The 24,139-nt window shown below is 61.1% G+C and carries 24 protein-coding genes; 19 read left to right on the top strand and 5 right to left on the bottom strand.

Annotation, left to right across the window (positions count from 1 at the left end; translation table 11 throughout):
• Positions 1–129 precede the first annotated feature (129 nt).
• The 13 genes from ACP7AP_RS10220 (at position 130) to recN (ending at position 14,262) form a co-directional block, all read left to right on the top strand.
• The gene (locus ACP7AP_RS10220) at positions 130–1,293 is read left to right on the top strand and encodes a peptidoglycan glycosyltransferase FtsW (RefSeq protein WP_426034106.1); all 1,164 of its coding nucleotides are present in this window, start codon (positions 130–132) and stop codon (positions 1,291–1,293) included.
• Positions 1,293–2,372: an undecaprenyldiphospho-muramoylpentapeptide beta-N-acetylglucosaminyltransferase gene (gene murG, locus ACP7AP_RS10215; RefSeq protein ID WP_426034105.1), complete on the top strand. Its 1,080-nt coding sequence runs from the start codon at positions 1,293–1,295 to the stop codon at positions 2,370–2,372. The genes ACP7AP_RS10220 and murG overlap by 1 nt, the downstream gene beginning before the upstream one ends.
• Positions 2,373–2,381: 9 nt before the next feature.
• Positions 2,382–3,806, top strand: a complete 1,425-nt coding sequence (gene murC / locus ACP7AP_RS10210; RefSeq protein WP_426034104.1) for a UDP-N-acetylmuramate--L-alanine ligase — start codon at positions 2,382–2,384, stop codon at positions 3,804–3,806.
• Positions 3,803–4,069 carry a DUF2484 family protein gene (locus ACP7AP_RS10205; RefSeq protein ID WP_426034103.1) on the top strand — a complete coding sequence of 89 codons (267 nt, stop codon included), beginning with the start codon at positions 3,803–3,805 and terminating at the stop codon, positions 4,067–4,069. Before murC ends, ACP7AP_RS10205 begins: the two co-directional genes overlap by 4 nt.
• Complete coding sequence (locus tag ACP7AP_RS10200) at positions 4,066–4,311, top strand: DUF2484 family protein (RefSeq protein WP_426034102.1); 246 nt, start codon at positions 4,066–4,068, stop codon at positions 4,309–4,311. Before ACP7AP_RS10205 ends, ACP7AP_RS10200 begins: the two co-directional genes overlap by 4 nt.
• A gap of 47 nt (positions 4,312–4,358) precedes the next feature.
• The gene (gene murB / locus ACP7AP_RS10195; RefSeq protein WP_426034101.1) at positions 4,359–5,282 is read left to right on the top strand and encodes a UDP-N-acetylmuramate dehydrogenase; all 924 of its coding nucleotides are present in this window, start codon (positions 4,359–4,361) and stop codon (positions 5,280–5,282) included.
• 43 nt (positions 5,283–5,325) lie between these two features.
• Positions 5,326–6,246: a D-alanine--D-alanine ligase gene (locus ACP7AP_RS10190; protein ID WP_426034100.1), complete on the top strand. Its 921-nt coding sequence runs from the start codon at positions 5,326–5,328 to the stop codon at positions 6,244–6,246.
• Positions 6,234–7,139, top strand: coding sequence for a cell division protein FtsQ/DivIB (locus ACP7AP_RS10185; protein WP_426034099.1), 906 nt, complete (start codon positions 6,234–6,236; stop codon positions 7,137–7,139). Before ACP7AP_RS10190 ends, ACP7AP_RS10185 begins: the two co-directional genes overlap by 13 nt.
• Positions 7,136–8,470, top strand: coding sequence for a cell division protein FtsA (ftsA, locus tag ACP7AP_RS10180; RefSeq protein WP_426034098.1), 1,335 nt, complete (start codon positions 7,136–7,138; stop codon positions 8,468–8,470). Before ACP7AP_RS10185 ends, ftsA begins: the two co-directional genes overlap by 4 nt.
• A 213-nt stretch (positions 8,471–8,683) precedes the next feature.
• Positions 8,684–10,306 carry a cell division protein FtsZ gene (ftsZ, locus tag ACP7AP_RS10175; protein WP_426034097.1) on the top strand — a complete coding sequence of 541 codons (1,623 nt, stop codon included), beginning with the start codon at positions 8,684–8,686 and terminating at the stop codon, positions 10,304–10,306.
• 369 nt (positions 10,307–10,675) lie between these two features.
• Positions 10,676–11,593 carry a UDP-3-O-acyl-N-acetylglucosamine deacetylase gene (gene lpxC / locus ACP7AP_RS10170; protein ID WP_426034096.1) on the top strand — a complete coding sequence of 306 codons (918 nt, stop codon included), beginning with the start codon at positions 10,676–10,678 and terminating at the stop codon, positions 11,591–11,593.
• Positions 11,594–11,719: 126 nt separating this feature from the next.
• On the top strand, positions 11,720–12,574 hold the full coding sequence (locus ACP7AP_RS10165) for an outer membrane protein assembly factor BamD (protein ID WP_426034095.1): 855 nt from the start codon (positions 11,720–11,722) through the stop codon (positions 12,572–12,574).
• A gap of 50 nt (positions 12,575–12,624) precedes the next feature.
• Positions 12,625–14,262: a DNA repair protein RecN gene (recN, locus tag ACP7AP_RS10160; RefSeq protein ID WP_426034094.1), complete on the top strand. Its 1,638-nt coding sequence runs from the start codon at positions 12,625–12,627 to the stop codon at positions 14,260–14,262.
• A 101-nt stretch (positions 14,263–14,363) separates the two neighbouring features.
• Here recN and ACP7AP_RS10155 read toward each other — a convergent pair whose 3' ends face one another.
• The 3 genes from ACP7AP_RS10155 to ACP7AP_RS10145 form a co-directional block, all read right to left on the bottom strand.
• Positions 14,364–15,002: a DUF1638 domain-containing protein gene (locus ACP7AP_RS10155; RefSeq protein ID WP_426034093.1), complete on the bottom strand. Its 639-nt coding sequence runs from the start codon at positions 15,000–15,002 to the stop codon at positions 14,364–14,366.
• On the bottom strand, positions 14,993–15,148 hold the full coding sequence (locus tag ACP7AP_RS10150) for a hypothetical protein (RefSeq protein WP_426034092.1): 156 nt from the start codon (positions 15,146–15,148) through the stop codon (positions 14,993–14,995). The genes ACP7AP_RS10155 and ACP7AP_RS10150 overlap by 10 nt, the downstream gene beginning before the upstream one ends.
• A gap of 88 nt (positions 15,149–15,236) precedes the next feature.
• A complete protein-coding gene (locus ACP7AP_RS10145; RefSeq protein WP_304925809.1) occupies positions 15,237–15,932 on the bottom strand; it encodes a corrinoid protein in 696 nt (231 codons plus the stop codon).
• A gap of 177 nt (positions 15,933–16,109) precedes the next feature.
• On the opposite strand from ACP7AP_RS10145, the gene ACP7AP_RS10140 reads away from it, so the two are divergent.
• Positions 16,110–17,171, top strand: a complete 1,062-nt coding sequence (locus ACP7AP_RS10140; RefSeq protein WP_426034091.1) for a PA0069 family radical SAM protein — start codon at positions 16,110–16,112, stop codon at positions 17,169–17,171.
• 93 nt (positions 17,172–17,264) lie between these two features.
• Here the strand turns inward: ACP7AP_RS10140 and bmt are convergent, their stop codons facing one another.
• Together bmt and ACP7AP_RS10130 are read right to left on the bottom strand one after the other, a co-directional pair.
• A complete protein-coding gene (gene bmt / locus ACP7AP_RS10135; RefSeq protein WP_426034090.1) occupies positions 17,265–18,281 on the bottom strand; it encodes a betaine--homocysteine S-methyltransferase in 1,017 nt (338 codons plus the stop codon).
• A gap of 220 nt (positions 18,282–18,501) precedes the next feature.
• Positions 18,502–18,816 (bottom strand): DUF1476 domain-containing protein, encoded by a 315-nt coding sequence (locus ACP7AP_RS10130; protein ID WP_426034089.1) that lies wholly within the window; start codon positions 18,814–18,816, stop codon positions 18,502–18,504.
• 216 nt (positions 18,817–19,032) lie between these two features.
• On the opposite strand from ACP7AP_RS10130, the gene ACP7AP_RS10125 reads away from it, so the two are divergent.
• The 5 genes from ACP7AP_RS10125 (at position 19,033) to ACP7AP_RS10105 (ending at position 24,062) form a co-directional block, all read left to right on the top strand.
• Entirely contained in the window at positions 19,033–19,797 is a 765-nt protein-coding gene (locus ACP7AP_RS10125) for a phosphoribosylaminoimidazolesuccinocarboxamide synthase (protein WP_054005076.1), read from the top strand.
• A 63-nt stretch (positions 19,798–19,860) separates the two neighbouring features.
• Positions 19,861–20,100, top strand: a complete 240-nt coding sequence (purS, locus tag ACP7AP_RS10120) for a phosphoribosylformylglycinamidine synthase subunit PurS (protein ID WP_426034088.1) — start codon at positions 19,861–19,863, stop codon at positions 20,098–20,100.
• A gap of 147 nt (positions 20,101–20,247) precedes the next feature.
• The gene (gene purQ / locus ACP7AP_RS10115) at positions 20,248–20,916 is read left to right on the top strand and encodes a phosphoribosylformylglycinamidine synthase subunit PurQ (RefSeq protein WP_426034087.1); all 669 of its coding nucleotides are present in this window, start codon (positions 20,248–20,250) and stop codon (positions 20,914–20,916) included.
• A gap of 46 nt (positions 20,917–20,962) precedes the next feature.
• A complete protein-coding gene (locus ACP7AP_RS10110) occupies positions 20,963–22,726 on the top strand; it encodes a sensor histidine kinase (protein ID WP_426034086.1) in 1,764 nt (587 codons plus the stop codon).
• 7 nt (positions 22,727–22,733) lie between these two features.
• Positions 22,734–24,062: a sigma-54-dependent transcriptional regulator gene (locus ACP7AP_RS10105; protein ID WP_426034085.1), complete on the top strand. Its 1,329-nt coding sequence runs from the start codon at positions 22,734–22,736 to the stop codon at positions 24,060–24,062.
• Positions 24,063–24,139: the final 77 nt, after the last annotated feature.

Raw genomic sequence — 24,139 nt, 5'->3', positions numbered from 1 at the left:
TCGCGACCCCTTGTTTCTGCTGGCCTTTGTGATTCGTTTTAGCTAGTCTTACGGTCAGACCGGGTAAACCCGGCGTGACCGGAGAAACCCGGTATCGGCAGAGCAGACGAAAATACAGGCGGATTTTCCATGACTGAGATGGTCTATGGCTCGATGCCCAGCAGGGTGTCGGAACCGGTGATTCCCCGCTGGTGGCGGACGATTGACAAATGGACGCTGACAGCGGTGTTGGTGCTGTTTGCGATTGGTCTGCTGCTGGGGCTTGCGGCCTCGGTGCCACTGGCCGAGCGCAACGGGCTTGACCCCTATTACTATGTCACGCGGCAGGCGTTTTTCGGCGGCATGGCGCTGGTTGCGATCTTTGGCGTGTCGATGATGTCGCCTGCGATGGTGCGCCGGCTGGGTGTGCTGGGCTTTGCTGTGTCGATGCTGGCGCTGATGCTGTTGCCGATGTTTGGCACCGATTTTGGCAAGGGTGCTATCCGCTGGTTCAGCTTTGGCTTTGCCTCGGTGCAGCCGTCCGAGTTTCTGAAGCCCGGTTTCATGATCGTGATTGCCTGGCTGATGGCGTCTAGCCAAGACCTGAACGGCCCGCCCGGCAGGCTGATTTCCCTCGCTTTGACCGTCACGGTGGTGCTGTTTTTGGCGTTTCAACCGGATTTCGGTCAAGCCATGTTGGTGTTGTTTGGCTGGGGCGTGATCTATTTCGTTTCGGGCGCGCCGATGATCCTGATCGTGACGGCCGTGGGCTTGACAGGGATTGGTGGCTTTAGCGCTTATCATTCGTCGGAACACTTTGCGCGGCGGATTGACGGGTTTTTAGCTTCGGATGTCGATCCGCGCAGCCAGATGGGCTATGCGACCAGCGCCATTCAAGAGGGTGGCTTCTTTGGCGTCGGCGTCGGCGAGGGGCAGGTGAAATGGACCCTGCCCGATGCGCATACTGATTTTATCATCGCTGTCGCGGCAGAGGAATATGGCCTTGTGCTGGTGCTGGTGATCATCGCGCTTTACGCGACGGTGGTGGTGCGCAGTCTGGTGCGGCTGACGCGCGAGCGTGATCCGTTCACCCGTTTGGCGGGCACGGGGCTGGCTTGTATCTTCGGGGTGCAGGCGATGATCAACATGGGGGTGGCGGTGCGATTGCTGCCTGCCAAGGGGATGACTCTGCCCTTCGTGTCCTATGGCGGCAGTTCGGTGATTGCGGCGGGCATCACGGTGGGGATGCTTTTGGCGATGACGCGTAGCCGTCCGCAGGGCCAGATGTCTGATATTTTCAAGCGGGGGCGCTGATGGCTTTGCTGTTGATCGCAGCGGGCGGCACCGGCGGGCATATGTTCCCGGCGCAGGCTTTGGCCGAGGCGTTGATTGCCAAGGGTTGGCGGGTGAAACTGTCAACCGATGCGCGTGGGGCGCGCTATGCCGGGGGCTTTCCGAAGGCGGTTGAGATTGTAGAATTATCGTCGGCGACCTTCGCGCGCGGTGGTTTGGTCGCAAAGCTTGCGGTGCCGTTTCGGATTGCGGGCGGTATTGTCTCGGCGCTGCTGTCGTCTTTGCGCGATAGGCCAGATGTGGTGGTCGGCTTTGGCGGCTATCCCTCGATCCCGGCGCTGACGGCGGCGTGGATGTTGCGCAGGCCGCGGATGATCCATGAGCAGAACGGCGTGTTGGGGCGGGTGAATACGGTTTTCGCGCGCCGCGTCGATAAAGTGGCCTGTGGCACTTGGCCCACGGCTTTGCCTAAGGGCGTTGCGGGTATTCATACCGGCAATCCGGTGCGTGCCTCGGTGTTGGAGCGCGTGGGGGCGGGCTATATTGCGCCCGGCGATTACCCGATGGAGTTGCTGGTGATCGGGGGAAGCCAAGGCGCGCGCATCTTGTCGCAAATGGTGCCTGCGGCGGTGGCGGCTTTGCCGGAAGCCCTGCGCGCGCACCTGCGGGTGGCGCATCAGGCGCGGGCCGAGGATTTGGCGGCGGTGGTGGCGGCCTATGCCGAGGCGGGTGTGCGGGCGGACGTGGAGCCGTTTTTCACCGACATTCCGCGCAGGTTATCCGAGGCGCAACTGGTGATCTCGCGCTCGGGTGCCTCATCGGTGGCGGATATCTCGGTGATCGGGCGGCCCTCGATCCTGATCCCGTTCGCGGCGGCGACGGGCGATCATCAAACCGCCAACGCGCGCGGCCTGGTTGACGCAGGGGCAGCGCTGCTGATCGCCGAGGCTCAGCTTGACGCCGCTGGCTTAAGCGCCCAAATGGCAGCGATTTTGCAAGATCCGCTGCGTGCGGAAGATATGGCGCGCAAAGCGCAAGCGCAGGGCAGGCCGGATGCCACCGACCGACTGGTCGCGCTGGTTGAGGCTTTGGCGGGTTAGGATGACACGATGAACGCGACGAAACTTCCGATGGAACTGGGGCCGATCCACTTTGTGGGCATCGGCGGCATTGGCATGTCGGGCATCGCCGAAGTGCTGATGACGCAAGGCTTCCGGGTGCAGGGTTCGGATGCCAAGGCCAGCAAGATCACCGATCGGCTGGTGTCGTTGGGGGCGGTGTTCTTTGAAGGTCAGGCGGCGTCGAACATTGGCGAAGCGGCGGTGGTGGTGATTTCGTCGGCGATCAAAAAGGGCAACCCGGAGCTGGAGGAAGCCCGCAGGCGTGGCCTTCCGGTGGTGCGGCGGGCCGAAATGCTGGCGGAACTGATGCGGCTGCGCAGCAACATCGCGATTGCAGGCACCCATGGCAAAACCACGACGACGACAATGGTGGCGACCCTGCTGGACAAGGGCGGCTTTGATCCGACCGTGATCAACGGCGGGGTGATCCATGCCTACGGATCAAACGCCCGCGCCGGGGCGGGTGAATGGATGGTGGTTGAGGCCGACGAGTCGGATGGCTCGTTCAACCGCCTGCCCGCGACGATTGCGATTGTGACCAACATCGACCCCGAGCATATGGAGCATTGGCACACCTTCGACGCTTTGCGGAAGGGCTTCTACGATTTTGTCACCAACGTGCCGTTTTATGGGCTCGCGGTCTGCTGCACCGACCACCCCGAAGTGCAGGCCTTGGTGGGTAAAGTCACCGACCGCCGTGTGGTGACCTTTGGGTTTAATGCCCAAGCCGATGTGCGGGCGATCAATCTGACCTATGACAATGGCGTCGCGCATTTCGATGTGGCGTTGCAGGGCGAAGGGCCCGATGAAAATGGACGAGGCGCGGTGATTGAGAATTGCATCCTCCCGATGCCGGGCGATCACAACGTCTCGAACGCCCTGTCGGCGATTGCGGTGGCGCGGCACTTAGGCATGAAGAAAGACGAAATTCGTGAGGCTTTGGCGGGGTTTGCCGGGGTGAACCGCCGCTTTACCAAGGTGGCAGAAGTGAACGGTGTGACGATCATCGACGATTACGGTCATCATCCGGTGGAAATCGCCGCCGTGCTGAAAGCCGCACGGCAAGCGACCAAAGGCCGAGTCATCGCCGTGCATCAGCCGCACCGTTATTCACGGCTGTCGAACCTGTTCGATGAATTCTGCACCTGTTTCAATGAGGCCGATGTGGTGGCGATTGCCGAGGTTTATGCCGCAGGCGAGGAACCGATTCCGGGGGCCTCGCGCGATGATCTCGTTGCAGGTTTGATCGCCCACGGCCACCGCCACGCCCGCGCCATCACCGATGAGGCCGATCTGGCGCGGCTGGTGCGCGAGCAGGCGCAACCGGGCGATATGGTGGTCTGTCTGGGTGCCGGGTCAATCTCGGCTTGGGCGAATGGCTTGCCCGCGCGGCTGACGGGCAAAGTCGCATGAGTCTGCCCTTGATCATGGGCTGCCTTTGGGTGATCGCGGCGACGATCACCGCACTGCTGCCGATGAAGCAGCAAATGGTGCCGGGGATGACATTGCTGGTGCTGGCCCCGGTTTTGCTGCTGTGGATCGGTCTTGCGCATGGTTGGTTGTGGGTTGTGGTGGGGCTTTTCGCGTTCCTGTCGATGTTCCGCCGCCCGCTATTGTATTTCGCGCGGCGGGGTTTGGGATTGCCCGTCGAACTGCCGCCGGATTTGCGCAAATGACCGCGCTGGTCGCCGGGCTGATGTGGCTGGTTGCGGCCAATCTGATCGGGATGCTGCCCAGCAAAGATTACCACTGGCGCAACGCCTATTGCCTGATCGCGGTGGGGATGCCGCTGTTGATTTGGCTGATCTACGAAAATGGCCCATGGTGGGGGCTGGCGTTTCTAATCGCTGCAGGATCGGTGCTGCGTTGGCCGCTAAGGTATCTGTGGCGTTGGCTTCGGGCGCGCGTGGGGGCTTGAGGCCCGTTCGGGCTTGAGGCTGGCCGCAAATCGCCTAAAAGGTGGGCATGACATATCCCATTCCCCCGGTGCGCGGCACCTTGACACCGCATCGCTCTTTGGCGGATCTGACTTGGCTGCGCGTCGGCGGTCCTGCGGATTGGCTGTTTCAGCCTGCGGACGAGGCGGATTTATGTGAATTCCTTGCTGCATTAGACCCAACCATTCCGGTGTTCCCGATGGGCGTGGGCAGCAATCTGATCGTGCGGGATGGCGGGTTACGCGCCGTGGTGATCCGGCTGGGCCGGGGGTTTAATGGTATTGCTTGCGCGGGCACCGTCACGGCGGGGGCTGCGGCCTTGGATGCCCATGTCGCGCGCAAGGCGGCGGAGGCTGGCCTTGATCTGACCTTCCTGCGCACCATTCCGGGCTCGATCGGCGGCGCGGTCAAGATGAATGCGGGCTGCTATGGCTCTTATGTGGCGGATCATCTGATCTCGGTGCGCTGCGTGACGCGGCAGGGCGAAATAGTCGAACTCCCCGCCGCCGATCTGCACCTCGCCTACCGTCAAAGCCAGTTGCCCGAGGGCTGGGTGATCACCCAAGCCAGCTTTCGCGCGGCTCAGGGTGATCCAGCGGCGCTAGAGGCGCGGATGCTGGATCAGATCGCCAAACGCGATGCCAGCCAGCCCACGAAAGACCGCTCGGCGGGGTCCACTTTCCGCAACCCGGTCGGCCATTCCAGCACAGGCCGCGCTGATGACAGCCATGATCTGAAGGCGTGGAAAGTCATCGACGATGCGGGGATGCGCGGCTTTACGCTGGGCGGGGCCCAAATGTCGCCGATGCACTCTAACTTCCTGATCAATATAGGCGGGGCCACCGCCGCCGACCTCGAAGATTTAGGCGAGGAAGTGCGAAAAAGGGTTTTCCAACAGAGCGGTATCACGCTAGAGTGGGAAATTATGCGGGTCGGTGAACGCACCGCATAAATAACAATATCATGGACCAACAAAGGTCTGGATGAGGCAGTACATGGCGGGCGGCTTATCAAAAGCGGCTTCCAAAGTGGCGGTATTGATGGGTGGGCCTTCCGCAGAGCGGGAAGTCTCATTGGTCTCGGGTCGTGCTTGCGCGGCCGCGTTGCGGGAAGCTGGGTATCAGGTGGTTGAGGTCGATTGCGACCGCGATCTGCCCGCACGGCTGGCTGAAATCAAACCCGATGTCTGTTTCAACGCCTTGCATGGCCGCTGGGGCGAGGATGGCTGCGTCCAGGGTATCTTGGAATGGCTGAAAATCCCGTACACCCATTCCGGCGTGCTGGCCTCGGCCTTGGCGATGGACAAGGCGAAGGCTAAGGAGGTCTTTGCCAGCGCAGGTCTGCCGACCGTACGGTCGGTGATCGCGGCGCGGGAAGATGTCAGCAAAGGCCATATCCTGCCGCCGCCCTATGTGGTGAAACCGAACAACGAAGGCTCGTCGGTTGGGGTTTACATCGTCCGCGAAGGCAGCAACGCGCCGCGTCTGGCGGAAACCATGCCGGAACGAGTGATGGTGGAAACCTATGCGCCAGGACGCGAGTTGACCTGTGCGGTGATGGGGGACCGGGCGTTGTGCGTCACCGACATCATCACCAACGGCTGGTATGACTTTGATGCGAAATACAAAGCCGGCGGCTCGCGGCATGTTTTGCCCGCTGACGTACCGCAGGAAATCACCGCCGCTTGCCTTGATTACGCCCTGCGCGCCCACAATGCGTTGGGCTGTCGTGGCGTCAGCCGCACCGATTTTCGCTGGGATGAAGCGCGCGGGCTGGCGGGGTTGATTCTGCTGGAAACCAACACCCAACCGGGGATGACCTCGACCTCTTTGGCCCCGGAACAGGCGGGTCATCTGGGCATCTCTTTCCCTGCGTTCTGTGCTTGGATCGTGGAGGACGCCTCATGCAATCGCTAGGCCGCAGTCGTGCGCTTCCCGCCAACGGCATCCGCCGCGATCCCGCGCCAAGTCGCTGGCAATACCGCATGCAGCGGCTGTGGCTGACGCCGCTGTTCCGCGTGGTCTGCCGTCTGGGTCTGCCGCTGACCGTGGTGGCGCTGATTACCGCTGGAGTGCTGTACAGCGACGCCCGCCGCGCGGCGATTGTGCAAAGCTTTGTCGATCTGCGCAGCAAATTTGAACAGCGGCCCGAGTTTCGGGTTGGGCTTTTGTCGATTGAGGGGGCTTCGCGCGATCTGACCGATGCGGTACGTGCCAAGCTGGCACTGAAGCTGCCGCAATCCTCATTTGATCTGGATATGACCGCGTTGCGCGCCCGCGCCGAGGCTTTGGATGCCGTGGCCTCTGCGGAATTGCGCGTGCGCTCGGGCGGCGTGCTGCAAGTGATCGTGACCGAGCGCGTGCCGGTGGTGGTGTGGCGCGGCCCTGTGGGTTTGCAGCTGCTCGATGCCACCGGCCACCGCGTCGCGGGGCTGTCGGCGCGTGCGGATCGAGGCGATTTGCCGCTGGTGGCGGGGATCGGCGCGGATGCGGCGTTGCCAGAGGCTTTGGCGATTTTCGACACCGCTCAGCCGATCGCGTCCCGCGTGCGTGGGCTGATCCGGGTTGGTGCGCGCCGCTGGGATCTGATCCTTGATCGCGATCAGCGCATCATGCTGCCATCGGTGAACCCGGTGGCTGCAGTGGAACATCTGCTGGCCCTGAACGCCGCCGACAAACTGTTAGAGCGTGACATTCTTTCGATAGACCTAAGAAATCAAGACCGCCCGGCGATCCGGCTGGCTCCGTTCGCGATGAACGAAGTCCGCCGCGCGCAAGGGCTGGCACCGGTAACGGAGAGCGGATTATGACAGACCTTTACCAATCCCAACGCGCGATGCGCCATATGCGGCGCGCGGCAATGCAGCGCGGTGTGGTGGCGATTTTGGATGTCGGCACCTCGAAGATCGCCTGTCTGGTGCTGCGGTTTGACGGCATTGAAGATGAGCGCGATCAGGATGGCGTCGGCCCGATGGCCGGGCAATCCAGCTTCCGGGTGATTGGCGCTGCCACCACCCGTTCGCGCGGCGTGCGGTTTGGCGAAATCGCGGTGATGAATGAAACCGAGCGTGCCATTCGTACGGCGGTTCAGGCTGCGCAGAAGATGGCGAATGTGCGGGTTGATCATGTGATCGCCTGTTTCTCGGGGGCAGAGCCGCGCAGCTATGGCCTTGCGGGCGAATGGGAATTGCAGGATTCGGTGGTGACCGAGCAAGACGTGGCCCGCGTTCTGGCCGCCTGCGATGTGCCGGATTTCGGCGACGGCCGCGAGATTTTGCACGCGCAGCCGGTGAATTTCGCCTTGGATCACCGCTCGGGTCTGGGCGATCCGCGTGGGCAGATCGGCAACCGTCTGGCCTGCGATCTGCATATGCTGTCGGTCGATGCGAGCGTGGTGCAGAACCTGCTGTATTGTATCAAGCGCTGCGATCTGGAATTGGCGGGGATTGCGTCTTCGGCTTATGTTTCAGGAATTTCTTCCTTGGTTGAGGATGAGCAGGAACTGGGCGCTGCCTGTGTTGATATGGGCGGCGGTGCCACGGGCATCTCGATCTTCATGAAAAAGCACATGATCTACGCCGATAGCGTGCGGATGGGCGGCGATCACGTCTCGTCGGATATCTCCAAAGGCCTGCAAGTGCCGCTGGTGGTGGCCGAGCGGATCAAGACCAAACACGGCGGCGTGCATGCCACGGGCATGGACGACCGCGAGATGATCGAGATGGGCGGCGATTCGGGCGATTGGGAGAAAGACCGTCGCCAGATTTCGCGCACGGAGTTGATCGGCATCATGCGGCCTCGGGTCGAGGAAATTCTTGAGGAAGTCCGCGCGCGTCTGGATGCGGCGGGTTTTGACAGCCTGCCCAGCCAGCAGATCGTGTTGACGGGTGGTGCCAGCCAGATCCCCGGTTTGGATGGGTTGGCCAGCCGAATCCTTGGCCAGCGTGTTCGCATGGGTCGCCCTTTGCGGGTGCAGGGGCTGCCGCAAGCGGCGACCGGACCGGCGTTTTCCAGCGCCGTGGGGCTGTGTTTGTTCGCAGCCCATCCGCAAGACGAATGGTGGGATTTCGACATTCCGACCGAACGTTACCCGGCGCGATCGCTGAAACGCGCCTTCCGGTGGTTTAAGGACAACTGGTAATCCGCTAAATGCGGTAACATTGGCGAAATACCGCTAATATCAGCAACACTGGCCCCATATTTTGTGGGGCTTGTGTGTTTTTTGCGTGACCTTCGGGCTATCTGTGGATAGAATTGAGGATAATTCGGCACACTCTGCCTCGGGACAGGTAGGGGAAGACCGATACAGCAAACCGGCGGCGGCAGCCCGCGTAATAAGAACAGGCGGATAAAAATGGCATTGAATCTGATCATGGCCTCGGCGCGCGATGAGCTTAAGCCGCGTATCACGGTGTTTGGCGTCGGGGGTGCTGGCGGCAATGCCGTCAACAACATGATCGAGAAGAACCTTGAGGGGGTCGAGTTTGTTGTCGCCAACACCGACGCGCAGGCGCTTCAACAATCGAACGCGCCGGTGAAGATCCAGATGGGCCTGCGGGTGACCGAGGGTCTTGGGGCAGGCGCGCGTCCGACCGTTGGAGCTGCTGCGGCTGAGGAAACCATCGAAGAAATCGTTGATCATCTGGCGGGCGCGCATATGTGCTTTATCACCGCCGGCATGGGTGGCGGCACTGGCACCGGGGCTGCGCCGATCATCGCGCAAGCGGCGCGCGAATTGGGTGTGCTGACGGTGGGTGTTGTCACCAAGCCGTTCCAGTTTGAGGGCAACAAGCGGATGAAGCAGGCCGAAGACGGCATCATCGCGCTGCAAAAAGTTGTCGATACGCTGATCATCATCCCGAACCAGAACCTGTTCCGTCTGGCGAATGAGCGCACCACCTTTACCGACGCGTTCGCGATGGCAGATGATGTGCTGTATCAAGGTGTTAAGGGTGTGACCGACCTGATGGTGCGCCCCGGCCTGATCAACCTCGACTTCGCCGATGTGCGCGCGGTGATGGATGAGATGGGCAAGGCGATGATGGGCACCGGTGAGGCTACCGGCGACAACCGCGCTGTGGAAGCCGCCGAGAAAGCCATCGCCAACCCATTGCTGGATGAGATTTCGTTGCATGGTGCCAAGGGTGTTCTGATCAACATCACCGGCGGCTATGATCTGACGCTGTTTGAACTTGATGAGGCCGCCAACATCATCCGCGAAAAGGTCGATCCTGACGCCAATATCATCGTCGGCTCCACCTTGGATACCTCGATGGAAGGCACGCTGCGGGTTTCCGTGGTTGCCACTGGCATCGACGTTGGCCAAAACCGGGCTGAGATGCCCGCCACCCGCCGCTCGATGGCGCAGCCGCTGACGCCAGTTGTTCCGGCACCCGAGCCGAAAGCGGCAGCGCCTGCTCCGGTGCAACAGCCTGTTGCGGCGCAGCAATACCAAGCCCCTGCGCAGGATCTGTTCCACGCCCCGCAGCCCAGCTTCCATGATCGCGCCGAAGAGATGACGGAAGACGAAATGCCCGCTCCGGCTTACCGCCCGGCACAACAAGCCCCGGTGCAACAGCCGCGTGCGCAGGCTCCGGCGCCGTTGTCGCTGGACAATGACGCGGGCAGCTTTGTCGCCCCGCGTCCGCGCGGCGCTGGCACCCCATCGCCCGAAGCTTTGGCCCGTCTGCAAGCTGCCGTGTCGAAATCGCCGTCGCAAGCCGGTGCCGCCCGTCAGCCCGGACCGCAACAGCGGATGGCGGCCCCGGCGCCCGCACCGAAACCCGCAGAGCGTCCGCGTTTTGGCATCGGCAGCCTGATCAACCGCATGGCAGGCGGGGCGGCTGAACAGCCGCAAGAACGCCCGCAATCAGCGCGCCAACAGCCTCCGGTCACCGCCTATGATGACGAGCAGGAACTGTCGGCAGATCAAGAGCGGATCGAGATTCCGGCCTTCCTGCGCCGTCAGGCCAACTAAATCGGGTTGGCACTCGGTTGACCCGCTGTGGAAGGCCCGGATCTTTCCGGGCCTTTTGGATTTAGCGGGGCATCGGTGGCCGGTTATCATTCTTCCCCGCTGGGAACGACTTGTGTTTGCTGGCCTGATTTACACAATATGTTGTGACTGTTTGACAGCCAGAAGTGGAGTTCTGGCGTTTGCGGAAATGATGCGACATCGCAGCGCTTCGCGGCGGCAATGATAAAACACATTAATTTCAACAAGTTGCGCCATTATTTTTCTGTTACACTCCGTTACAATCTGTGAGTTGAGATCATGCGTCTTCCGCCTTAAATCACTGTTGCGGTCACAGGTCTGGCCAGATGATGAAGGTCTCGGAGAACTCCGTTGCAGAATACGCTGAAAACCACGGCTGTCTTTACCGGCTTCGGCTTGCACTCGGGTGCTGCCGTTACGATGAAGGTGCATCCGGCGGCGGCGGATCACGGCATCTGGTTCCTGCGCTTGGATGTGGACGGCGATGAGATGATCCCGGCGCGCTGGGACGCGGTTGTGCCGTCGAAACTTTGCACATTGGTGGCCAATGCAGCGGGTGCCAGCGTCTCGACCATCGAGCATGTGATGGCGGCCTTGGCAGGTTCAGCTGTCAGCAACGCTTTGATCGAGATTGACGGGCCGGAAGTGCCGATTCTTGACGGGTCGGCTGCGCCTTTCGTCGAAGGTTTCCTGAACGCGGGTATCACTGAGCAGGCGGCCCCGGTGGTCGCCATCCGTATTCTACGGACGGTCGAAGTGCGCGATGGCGCGGCTTTCGCCCGTCTGGAACCGTCAGACATGCTGGAGATCGACTTCAAGATTGATTTCGAGGATGCCGCGATTGGCAAGCAATCGAAAGTGCTGAACATGTCGAACGGTGCCTTCGTGCGCGAATTGTCCGACAGCCGCACCTTTTGCCGCAACGCCGATGTGATCGCGATGCAGGCGCGCGGGCTGGCCTTGGGCGGCACGCTGGAAAACGCTGTGGTGTTTGACGGTGGACGCGTGCTTTCCCCCGGTGGCCTGCGCCATTCGGATGAACCGGTGCGCCACAAGATGTTGGATGCTTTGGGCGATCTGGCTTTGGCGGGTGCGCCGATCCTTGGCCGCTATACGGCTGAGCGGGCTGGACACGCGATGACCAACCGCCTGTTGCGCGTGCTTTTTGCCACGCCCGGCGCTTGGACCCCGCAAGATTGTGAAGGCCTTGCGGGCGGAAAGCTGCCCGGCGTTGGCGTTCATCGTGGTGATCTGCCCCTGCGCGGATAAAACCATTCGGCAAAGCGTGAAAGCCGTTTTGCGCCTGCGATTTTTCTGTGCTACGAGAGGCAAAAGCGCGGTGAACGCGGCCCCATATTTGGGGCCCTCGGCGCGGGTTATTGGGGTAGGCGGAAGATGGCAGGCGGACAGTTGGGCAAAGCTCTGCGGATGCTGGGTATGGTGGTGCTTGTGGCCAGTTTGGCCGCCTGTTCACAGAAAAAGCAGAATGATACTGCGGCGTTAGACAGCCTGACGGCTGAGCAGCTTTACAAACGTGGAGAGCTGGCGCTGGAAGTGCGCAAGGGCAAGAACGAAGATGCTCTGGCGGACTTTGAGGCGGTCGAGCGGTTGTATCCCTATTCGGAATGGGCCAAACGCGCGCTGATCATGCAGGCGTTCACCCAGCACAAGAACAAGAAATACGAAGAAGCCCGCATTGCGGCGCAGCGCTACCTTGATTTCTACCCCGGTGATGAAGATGCGGCCTATGCGTCTTATCTGCTGGCACTGTCATATTACGATCAGATCGACGAGGTGGGCCGCGATCAGGGCCTGACCTATCAGGCGCTGCAAGCCCTGCGCGTGGTGATCGAAGAATATCCCGACAGTGAATATGCCAAATCGGCAACGCTGAAGTTCGACCTCGCCTTCGACCATTTGGCGGCGAAGGATATGGAGATCGGGCGCTATTACCTGAAGCGCGGCAATTATACTTCTGCGATCAACCGCTTCCGCTCGGTCGTGCAGGATTTCCAGACCACCACCCATACGGCGGAAGCGTTGGAGCGGCTGGTCGAGGCTTATCTTGCGCTGGGTCTGACCGATGAGGCGCAGACCGCAGGCGCGATCCTGGGCTATAACTACCAATCTTCGCCGTTCTACCAGGATGCGTTCAACCTGTTGAAAAAGCAGGGTCTGGCACCGGAAGCCAAGGGCACCAGCTGGCTGTCGCAGATTTACCGCCAAACGATCAAGGGCGAGTGGTTGTGACGCCGCTGCGCTGCGGCGCAGGTGGCCTGTTGCTCTGCAAAGGGTAGGGGATGCTGCGCAGCCTTGATATCCGCGATGTGCTGATCATTGATCGGTTGAGCCTGGAGTTTGCTCCGGGCCTGAACGTGCTGACCGGCGAAACCGGGGCAGGCAAGTCGATTTTGCTCGATGCTTTGGGCTTTGTGCTGGGCTGGCGGGGCAGAGCGGAACTGGTGCGGGCAGGGGCGGCACAGGGCGAAGTGGTGGCGGAGTTTGATCTGCCCCCCGGTCATGCAGCGCGCGCGGTGCTGCTGGAGGCTGGCTTTGACGACCCCGATGAGCTGATCCTGCGCCGGGTTAACACCGCCGATGGCCGCAAAACCGCCTTCGTCAATGATCGCCGGGTGTCTGGTGACGTGCTGCGCGATCTGTCCGACACTCTGGTCGAGTTGCATGGCCAGAACGATGACCGGGGCCTGCTGAACCCGCGCGGCCACCGCAATCTTCTGGACAGCTTCGCAGGTCTTGATACCACAGCCGCCCGCAGTGCCTGGCGGGCGCAGGCGCAAGCGCGCGAGGCTTTGGCGGTGGCGCGCGCGGCGCTGGAGCGCGCGCAGGTCGAAGAAGATTTCCTGCGCCATGCTGTGGCCGAGTTAGACAAGCTGAACCCCGAACCCGGCGAGGAAGCCAGCTTGGATACCCGCCGTCGCGCCATGCAGGGGGCCGAGCGTATCCGTACCGACGTCCAGCGCGCCCATTCGGCATTGAGTGAGGGGGCCGAGGGGGCGATCAGCGATGCTTTGCGCTGGCTGGAGGCGGCTGCGGACAAAGCCGAAGGCCGCCTCGATACCGCGCTCGCCGCTTTGGGCCGGGCTTTGGTCGAACTGGGCGAAGCGCAAGACGGGATTGAGTCCTGCCTGCGCGGGCTCGATTTCCGCCCCGGTGATCTGGAGAATTTAGAGGAACGCCTGTTCGCGATCCGCGCTTTGGCGCGCAAGCATGGTGTGCAGGCGGATGATCTGGGTGGCTTTGCCGACAATGCCCGTGCGCGCTTGGCCGCGATTGATGGCGGCGCGGCAGGACTTGCCAAGCTGGAGAAGGCTGTGGCTGAAGCGGAATTGAGCTATCAACGTGAGGCAATGGGCTTAAGCAAAGCCCGCAAATCAGCCGCGATCCGGCTGGACAAAGCCATGGCCGCAGAACTCGCGCCCTTGAAAATGGAACGCGCGGTGTTCACCACCGAAATCTCGGGCGGCGATCCGGGGCCAGACGGTACAGATGCCGTGCAATTCACCGTCGCCACCAACCCCGGAGCGCCTGCGGGGGCGCTGAACAAGATTGCCTCGGGCGGCGAGTTGTCGCGTTTCCTGCTGGCGCTGAAGGTGTGTCTGACCGCCAATACCCCCGGCCTGACGATGATTTTTGACGAGATCGACCGCGGCGTGGGCGGTGCCACCGCTGACGCCGTAGGTCGCCGCCTGAAAGCCCTCGCCAGTACGGCGCAGGTGCTGGTCGTCACCCACAGCCCGCAGGTCGCGGCCTTGGGTGGCCATCATTGGCGGGTGGAAAAGAGTGTGAGCAAAGGCCAAACTCTGTCAACGGTGGTAGCCTTGGGCGATGACGCCCGCATCGAGGAAATCGCCCGGATGCTGGCAGGCGACCGCGTGACTGAGGCCGCGCGCGAGGCCGCCCGCGCTTTGTTGGAATAATCCGAACCCCGCCGGCAAACCGGAATTTTCAAAAATTCCGTACACGATTTCTGTCGCAGAAATCGGTTTCGCCTTATTCTGTCGCAGAAATCGGTTTCGCCTTAGCCCGCCGCGTGGGTCATCACAACGGCCAGATCGCCATAGCCAGTGAACCGTCGCTCGTAGGCCAGCCCCAGCCGTCGGGCGCAGTCTTCGGCCTTGGCGTCCAAGCCTGGATCATTGGTCTGCGCCTGATACACCAGCTTGGTGTAATTGCCGAAATACATGTCGCGCAGTTGCGGGTGGCGATCAAGGCCCATCGGCCGCCAGACAAAGGCATCAAACTGCCGCACCAGAAAATCGGTGAGATAAAATGCGGTGAACTCGTCGGGGTGGGCTGCGAACACCGCATTGCCTTCAAAGAACGAATAGCAATGCGGGCCCTCAATCATCTCAACGCCCAATTCGGCGCATTTCGCCTGCAACTGTCCACCGGTGCCACAATCGGCATAGAGGACGTACACACTGTCATAGTCCGACTGGTGCGCCAGCACGGCTTTCTCGACAGCTTCAGTGATCCGGTCAGGATACAAATGCAGGTTGGCAGGCAGGCACTGCAAATCGAGATGTTGCCAATCATTCAAGCGCTTTAGCGCCAGAACTTCATGCGCCAGCGCGCCGCAACCGATCAACAGGACCCGGCCTTGCCGGGCAGGTTCGAAACCTTCGACGGTCAGCAGATCATCGCTGATCAGTGCCATTTCAAGGTGCGAACGAACAATGCGAGGCACAGGGCCAGCAGCCCCAGCCAGACAAACGACAGGCCCGCGACTTGCAGCACGGCTATAGAGGCTCCGGCGGCAAGGATCACCCCGAAGATCAGGGCCAGAAAGGTTGGGAGCGGCATTGGCATCCTCCTTATTGTCCTCTCAAGGTGGCAATTAAAAAGCCCCGGGGCAAGACCCCGAGGCTATATCTTTGGGCTTTAAGCCGAATTAAGCGGTCAACTGATTGTGCTTGCGCAAAACCAAAGCCTTGGCGGTTTCCACAGCCACGGCCGCGTCACGGCAATAGGCATCCGCGCCGATCGCCTTGCTGAATTCTTCGTTCAGCGGCGCACCGCCGACCAGAACGATGTAATCCTCGCGCATGCCCTTTTCTTTCATCGTGTCGATCACGACTTTCATATAAGGCATCGTGGTGGTCAACAGCGCCGACATGCCAAGGATATCGGGCTTTTCTTCTTCCAAAGCCGCGAGATATTTCTCAACCGAGTTGTTGATGCCAAGGTCGCGCACCTCAAAGCCAGCGCCTTCCATCATCATGCCGACAAGGTTCTTGCCGATGTCGTGGATGTCGCCTTTGACGGTGCCGATGACCATTTTGCCCATACGCGGCGCACCGGTGGCGATCAGCAACGGCTTGAGGATGAACATGCCACCCTTCATCGCATTGGCGGCCAGCAGCACTTCTGGCACGAACAGGATGCCGTCACGGAAGTCGGCGCCGACAATGGTCATACCCGCGACCAAAGCCTTGGTCAGCGTGTCATAAGGTGTCCAGCCACGGCTGATCAGCAGGTTGACGCCTTCTTCGATCTCTTCCTTCAGACCATCGTAGAGGTCGTCATGCATTTGCATAACCAGTTCGTCATCGGAAAGATCAGCAAGGATGATTTCGTCGTCGGCCATCTGGGAACTCCTTGGGCGGTTGTCAGTGTGATGGGGCCAAAGCCCAGGCGACACTATTCGAATAGCGACATGCGCCAACAGAAAGCCGACTTTGTAGGGCGGGACAAGCAAAAAGCGCTTGGGTTTGTTCCTGATGTGTTCTAGTTTCGCGAAATGGATGGGCCTGAAAGCACAATTATGCCGGGGGTGCGTGCGCGGGGCCGGGGCGCTTTGGGCAACGCGGTGGGGCGGTTTGAAGGTGCCGCGCGGCTGGCGTTTGAGGATGGCTGGGAGCCGCCGGAAGAACGAGTGTTGCGCACTGAGGTGCGGGTTGAGGTGCCACGGTCAGCGATCAGCTATAACACTTCGCCGGACCTGCCGTTTGACCGTTCGATCAACCCCTATCGCGGCTGTGAGCATGGCTGCATCTATTGCTTTGCCCGCCCGAGCCATGCGTTTTTGAACCTGTCACCGGGGCTTGATTTTGAAACCAAGCTGATCGCGAGGCCGGGGATTGGCGTGGTGTTGGAAAAGGAACTGCGGGCAAAATCCTACAAGGTCGCGGTGATGGCTTTGGGCACCAATACCGATCCTTATCAACCCATCGAGAGTGAATATGGCGTGATGCGCGAAGTGCTTGAGGTTTTGCGCGCGTTCAAACATCCGCTGGCGATCACCACCAAAGGCACGTTGATCGAGCGCGACATTGATCTGTTGGCCGAAATGGCCGGGCAGGGGCTGTGTCGGGTGGGGGTTTCGGTGACCACGCTGGACGCCGATCTGTCGCGCAAGATGGAACCTCGGGCGGCGGCACCCAAGCGACGGTTGCTGACGATCTCTCGCTTGGCACAGGCGGGGATTCCGGTGAGGGCGATGGTGTCGCCGATGATCCCCGGCCTGACCGATCACGAGTTGGAGCCGATCATGGCGGCTTGCCACGATGCCGGGGCGACGGCGGCGAGTTATATCTCGCTGCGGCTGCCGCGTGAGGTGTCGCAACTGTTCCAAGATTGGCTGGCCGAGCATGTGCAGGACCGCGCTGCAAAGGTGATGGCACGGGTGCGTGAGTTGCACGGCGGGATGGATTACGATCCGGCCTTTGGCAAAAGGATGCGGGGTGAGGGGCCGTGGGCCGACCTGATGGCGCGGCGGTTCCGGGTGGCGGTGGATCGGTTGGGGCTGGCGGTGAAGCTGCCACCGATGCGCTGCGATCTGTTTGCAGCCCCGGCGCGGGCGGGCGATCAGCTGAGCCTGTTCTGACGGCCATCTCCCCGCGCATCCGATTTCCGATGCGGAAATCGTGACGGAATTTCTCAAATTCCGGGGCGCTTGGGTCAAGCGCCCCGCATCACATCAGCCGCGCCGATTGCGCCGCTCGCGTTTCGGGTCATTCGACGTATCGCCGGTGCCGTCTGAGGTCGAAGAAAACGCCCCCAGCTTGGCGGTGATATCCTCGGGCGAAGGCATCGGGCCTTTCGGCGTGTTCTCCAACGCTTTCCGCATCGCCGCCAAATGCTCTGGCATCGTGCCACAGCAGCCGCCGATGATCCGCACCCCGGCATCGCGTGCGAGCACCGCATATTCGCCCATCAGTTCCGGCGTGCCATCATAGTGGATATGGCCGTCGTGATATTTTGGGATGCCAGCATTGCCCTTGGCGATCAAAGGCCGCGCCGAACCAATGGCGGCAAACCCCAGCACAGTGCGCATCAGATCGGATGCCCCCACGCCGCAATTCGCGCCAAAGGCGATCGGCGGGTTCGCCAGTTTCTCGACCATTTCCGCCATCGCCGACGAGGTCATCCCCATCATCGTGCGGCCCGCAGTGTCAAAACTCATCGTGCCGCACCATGGCATGCCTGCCAAAGCCGCGGCCTCTGCCGCCGCCGCGTATTCTTCCGGCGCCGACATGGTCTCGACCCACAGCACATCCGCGCCGCCTTCTTTCAAGCCCTCGGCCTGCTCGTGAAACATCTCAACCGCGACGCGGTGGGTCAGCGTGCCCATCGGCTCAAAAATCTCACCCGTAGGCCCGACCGAGCCTGCAACCACCACCACACGCCCCGAGGCATCGGCGATCTCGCGGCCCAAGGCGGCCCCCACACGGTTCAATTCACGCACACGCCCCTGAGCGCCATGCAGCTTCAAGCGGCTGGCATTGCCGCCAAAGGTGTTGGTCAGGAAAATATCCGAGCCCGCATTGACTGCATTGCGATACAAGCTGCGGATGTTGTCGGGCTTGTCGGTGTTCCAAAACTCTGGCGGCTCGCCTGATTCCAAACCCATGTTAAAGAGGTTGGTTCCAGTGGCCCCGTCGGCCATCAGCCATTCGCGGTTGGCGAGCAATTTGGAAAGCGCATCGTGGGACATCGGCAGACCTCATCTGGTTCAGAGCGAACCTGTGTTTCACGTTTACCCTGTGTTTGCCATGTGCGGCAGAGCGAGGCAAATCCATATTCCTCATAACACTATGCGCCGCCGCACATCATCCGCCGCACAGTCTGTCGCGTCAGCAAACGCCGCACCAAAAAAAAAGGCCGCGCACCAAACCCGGCGGCGGCCTCTTGAAACGCTGCTGTCGCAGGGGCGCTTAAAATTCGTTCATCAGCTGTGCTTTGGCGACCGGCAAAAGTTCGGCCATCTTGGCGCGCACGGCATCTGCGCTGGACAAGCTGCCCAGATCGCCCGCGACCTTGCGCACCACGTCTTCAATGCCGGCTTCCTCGAAATCGGCGCTGACCACGGCCATCGCGTATTCCGCAGCCTCATCGCCGGATTTGCCCAGCAATTCCGCCGCCCAAAGCCCGGTCAGCTTGTTGCGCCGCGCCTCGGCGCGAAACTGCATATCGGCATCATGCGCGTATTTGGATTCAAAAGCATTTTTGCGGTCGTCAAATGTGGTCATGGCTGGCCCTCTGGGTCATGGAACATTCCTTTCCATATGCCCATGCTGCGCCCGCCGTTCAAGATAAAAAGCCGTTCGCATGGCGTTGTCTTCCAACCAAAGCAGCACTGCCAAAGCCTCCTATGCCTTGCCCCTTGCGCGGGCTTGGCATATAGCCGGGAAAAAGGGCAGGGGTGGCGTTGGCCGCCCCCGTGCCCGTATGGCATCGGAGCATTCATGGCGCGCAGGAAGAAGGTTTACGAGGGCAAGGCGAAGATCCTGTATGAAGGACCGGAACCGGGCACTCTGATCCAATATTTCAAGGACGACAGCGCGCCGACCGCAGCCGAGGCCACCCCGGCTGCGGTCGAAGGCAAAGGCGTGCTGAACAACCGCCTGTCGGAGTTTTTCATGTCGGGGCTGAATGCCATCGGCGTGCCCACCCATTTCATCCGCCGTGTCAACATGCGCGAACAACTGGTGCGGATGGCCGAGATCATCCCGCTGGAAGTCGTGGTGCGCAACTTCGCAGCGGGCGAGATTTCTGAACGCCTCGGGATTCCCGAAGGCACGCCGCTGCCGCGCCCGATTGTGGAATATTACCTGAAAGATGACCGTTTGTCGCTGCCGATGGTCGCCGAAGAACATATCGTCGCTTTCGGCTGGGCCACCCAGCAAGACCTGGATGACGTGATCGCATTGGCGTTGCGGGTGAATGATTTCATGTCTGGCGTGATGCTGGGCGTCGGCATCCGACTGGTGGATTTCCGCATCGAAGTCGGGCGGATTTGGGAAGGCGATTACATGCGCCTGATCGTCGCCGATGAAATCAGCCCTGACAGTTGCCGCTTGTGGGATCTGCGCGGTCTGGTGGATCGTGGTGATGGCCAACCGATCCCCGAGCCGGGACCGCTGCCCGATGTCTACACCGAACTCGCGCGGCGCTTGGGCGTGTTGCCCTCGAACGTCACGCATACAGTGAAGCCGACGCTGATCAACTGACGTCTTGCCCGAGCGGGCAAGCGGGGGTATCGGGCGGCACACCGGCCTCTATAGGAGATTGCTATGAAAGCGCGCGTCACAGTCATGTTGAAATCTGGCGTCCTGGATGTGCAGGGCGAGGCGGTGCGCCACGCGCTTGGCACGCTCGGCTTTGCCGGGGTGAACGGTGTGCGTCAGGGCAAGGTGATTGAGCTTGATCTGGCCGAGAGCGATGCGGCGGCGGCAGAGGTTGCGGTGAAGACCATGTGTGACAAGCTGCTGGCAAATACGGTGATCGAAAGCTACCGGGTCGAGTTGATTTAGGCCTGACGCTTGAACAAGGCGATTTCCGCGCGGAAATCGTAGCCGGAATTCGCGCGAATTCCGCCCTCAGCCACGGGTGTTTTTGGCTGGAAGCACCGCGTGGATTGCGCTATCCGCAAGCCATCCCAATTTTTCGGAGTGCTGCCCATGAAAGCCGCCGTCGTCACCTTTCCCGGATCAAATTGCGACCGTGATCTTGCCGTGGCGTTTGAGCGCGCGGGGTTTGAGGTCGCGCGGGTCTGGCACAAGGACACCAGCTTGCCTGCTGGCACCGATGTGGTGGGGGTTCCGGGCGGGTTTTCGTTTGGCGATTATCTGCGGTGTGGGGCGATTGCGGCGCAATCGCCGATTGCGGCGGCCATTCGAAGCCATGCAGACCGCGGTGGCTATGTGCTGGGGATTTGCAACGGCTTTCAGGTGCTGACCGAGATGCAACTGCTGCCGGGGGCGTTGATGCGCAATGCGGGGCTGAAATTCATCTGCAAGAGCATTGGTTTGCAAGTGACCAGCACGGACAGCGCTTTCACCAATGCCTACGTCAAAGGTCAGCAGATTGCGGTGCCGGTGGCGCATCACGATGGCAACTATACGATTGATACCGATGGTTTGGCGGCTTTGCGCGCCGAAGATCGCATCGCTTTCACCTACACGCAAAACCCCAACGGTGCCGCCGCTGACATCGCAGGCGTGCTTTCGGCCAACCGCCGCGTGCTGGGGATGATGCCGCACCCGGAGCGGGTGGTGGATGCCCGCACAGGTGGTACCGATGGTGCTGCGCTGTTTGCCAGCCTGATGGGCGGGATGGCGCTGGCCTGAGTGCCTTCGGCTTGAGGCCGGGCTTGGGCAGGCCTAAACTTGACCGATGCAAAGCCGCAGCCGATCCAAACGTATTTCAGATGCAGCGCCGGGGAAATCCTGGCGGATCAGGCTGGCTGCCACCCTATTGATCTTGCTGGCCATTGGCGTGGTGCTGATCACCAACCGCTGGCTGTCAGAACGCTTTACCGAGACCACCCGCAACCGGGCCGAACTGCGGCTCGCACTCTATTCCGGCAATATGCTGTCGGAAGTGCAGCGCACGGCGGTGGTGCCGTTGCTGCTGGCCGATGATCCGGCGATTCGCGACTCGTTGAAGAAGAATTCGTTTTCCCGCACCACCTTGCGGCTGATCGAGGTGCAAAAGGAAATCGGCGTTGCCTCGATCCTGCTGCTCGATAAAGACGGCTGGACGGTGGGGGCGACCAATCGCAACCTGCTGGGCACCGCGCACCGCAATGACAGCTATTTCGTCGATGCCAAGCGCACCAAGGACACGGTGTTCTCGGTCACGCCGCAGGCTGGTGGGGCCTATGATTTCACCTATGCGCGGGTGATTGAGGCGGATGGGCAGGTGTTGGGCGTGATCGTGGTTGCGGTCGATATGATGAAGCATGAACGCGCTTGGGCGGGGCTTCAGGATGCGGTTTTGGTGGCAAATTCCGAAGCCACCGTGATCCTTGCGACCGAGCCGTCATGGCGCAGCAAACCGGTGGCCGAGGCGCTGTCGCCGACCGACAAACCCTCGGCCCTGGACCGCGCTTTGAAGGGGGCTACGGATTGGGCGCAGAATCCGCCGGATGCTTATGTGTCCGGTGAGGCGGTGTTGCGCACCGAAGCGCGGGTGCCGTTTCAGGGTTGGAAGATGGTCACTTTCACCGCCTACGATTCGGTGCGCGAGCGGGTGAACGGCGTGATTGCCTTGGAAATCATGGGCTTTGCGATTTTCACCGCTTTGACGTTTTACGTGCTGTCGCGCCGGGCTTGGTCGCAGTCGGTGTCGTTCCAGCGCGAATCGGCGGAATTGCGGTTGTTGAACGCGCGGCTGTCCCGCGAGATTGCCGAACGGGAAAAGGTGCAGAAAACGCTGGAAGTGGCAGAGCTGACCTTGGCGCAATCGTCAAAGCTGGCGGCTTTGGGCGAGATGTCGGCGGCGGTCAGCCATGAGTTGAACCAGCCTTTGGCCGCGATGAAAACTTATCTCGCGGGCGCGCGACTGTTGTTGCAGCGCAAGCGGCCGGATGAGGCTTTGTCAAGCTTCCAGCGCATTGACGATCTGATCGACCGCATGGGAGCGATCACGCGGCAGTTGAAATCTTACGCGCGCAAGGGCGGTGAGGCGTTTGAGCCTGTCGATCTGCGGGCCTGTATTTCCTCGGCTTTGGCGATGATGGAACCACAGTTGAAGCAGCGCGTTGTGAAGATAACCCGCACTGTGCCGCGTCAACCGGTCACGATACTGGCGGATCGTTTGCGATTGGAACAGGTCATTATCAATTTATTGCGAAACGCGCTGGATGCCACGAAAGACATGCTTGATCCACAGATCGACCTGTTATTGACGGTAGGTGAGAGCGCCACTTTGGCGGTGCGCGACAACGGCACCGGCATTGGCGATATCGGCTCGATCTTTGAGCCGTTCTACACGACGAAAAAACCGGGTGAGGGCGTGGGCCTGGGTCTGGCGATCTCCTCGGGCATTGTCACCGATTTGGGCGGGCGCTTGACGGCGCATAATGCCGAAAACGGTGGTGCTGTGTTCGAGGTGCAACTGCCCCTGATGGGCAAAGAAGCAAAAGCAGCGGAATGAGGACGGCATGGCACGGGCGATGAAAGTGGCGATTGTGGACGACGAGGCCGATATGCGCGCCTCGATCAGCCAGTGGCTGGCCCTGTCGGGGTTTGACACCGAAACCTATGCAAGCGCCGAGGAAGCGTTAAAGGCGTTGGGGCCGGAATGGCCGGGGGTTGTGGTCTCGGATATTAAGATGCCGGGCATGGACGGGATGGCGTTTTTGAAGCGGCTGATGGGGATGGATTCGGGCCTGCCGGTCATTTTGATCACTGGCCACGGAGATGTGCCGATGGCCGTTGAGGCGATGCAGGTCGGCGCCTATGACTTTCTGGAAAAGCCGTTCAACCCGGACCGGATGACTGAACTTGCCAAACGCGCGACGATGGCGCGTCGTTTGACCTTGGACAATCGCGCTTTGCGGCGTGAATTGTCGGATGGCTCGATCCTGATGAAGAAACTGGTCGGGGCTAGTCCTGCGATGGAGCGGCTGCGCGAGGATATTCTTGATCTGGGGCAAGCCGACAGCCATGTGCTGATTGATGGCGAGACGGGGACGGGTAAGACCTTGGTGGCGCATGCTTTGCACGCGGTTGGCCCGCGTGGGTCGAAGAAATTCGTCACTGTGTCGTGCGCGGCGTGGAGTGAGGATCAACTGGCGGCCAAGCTGTTTGGCCCGTCGGATGATGGCAATCTGCCTTTGGTCGAGGAGGCCCGCGGTGGCACGTTATGTCTTGAGGATATCGAGGCGCTGAGCCACCCGTTGCAATCGCGGCTGCTGACGCTGATCAACGAGCAGGGCATGCCGCCAGAAACCCGGATCATTGCGATCTGCAACGAGCACGCGCCGGATAAGACGCTGGAAGACGTGCTGCGCTCGGATCTGTTCTACCGCTTGGGTGCTATGACCATCATCTGTCCGCCGTTGCGGGCGCGGGGTGAAGATATTTTGACGCTGTTCACCCGGTCGTCCGAGCAATTCGCCGAGGAATATGGCTGTGATGCGCCGCAGGTGACAGCGCAGGAAGCGGCGCAGTTGCTGCAAGCACCTTGGCCGGGCAATGTGCGGCAGTTGGTGAATATTGCCGAACGCGCGGTGTTGCAGAATAGGCGCGGCTCGGGCTCGATTGCCTCGCTGCTGATGGCGGATAACGAGGCTTCGGGGCCGGCGCTGACCACCGAGGGCAAGCCGCTGAAGGACTATGTCGAAGCGTTTGAGCGCATGCTGATCGACAACACCATGCGGCGGCATAAGGGGTCGATCACCGGCGTGATGGATGAGTTGTGCCTGCCGCGCCGGACGCTGAACGAGAAGATGGCGAAGTATGGCTTGCAGCGGCAGGATTATGTGTAGGGTGGGCGGCTCATTGGCCCTGACGGGCCGCTTCGCTGCACCTCACGCGGTCGAAGCGAGGACCGCCCGGCAGGAAG

This window comes from Cypionkella sp. TWP1-2-1b2, from assembly GCF_049896245.1.
In the GTDB taxonomy this organism is placed as follows: Bacteria; Pseudomonadota; Alphaproteobacteria; order Rhodobacterales; family Rhodobacteraceae; genus Cypionkella.
The sequence above is the reverse complement of the archived record's forward strand: the minus strand, read 5'-3'. Positions and strand labels throughout refer to the sequence as shown.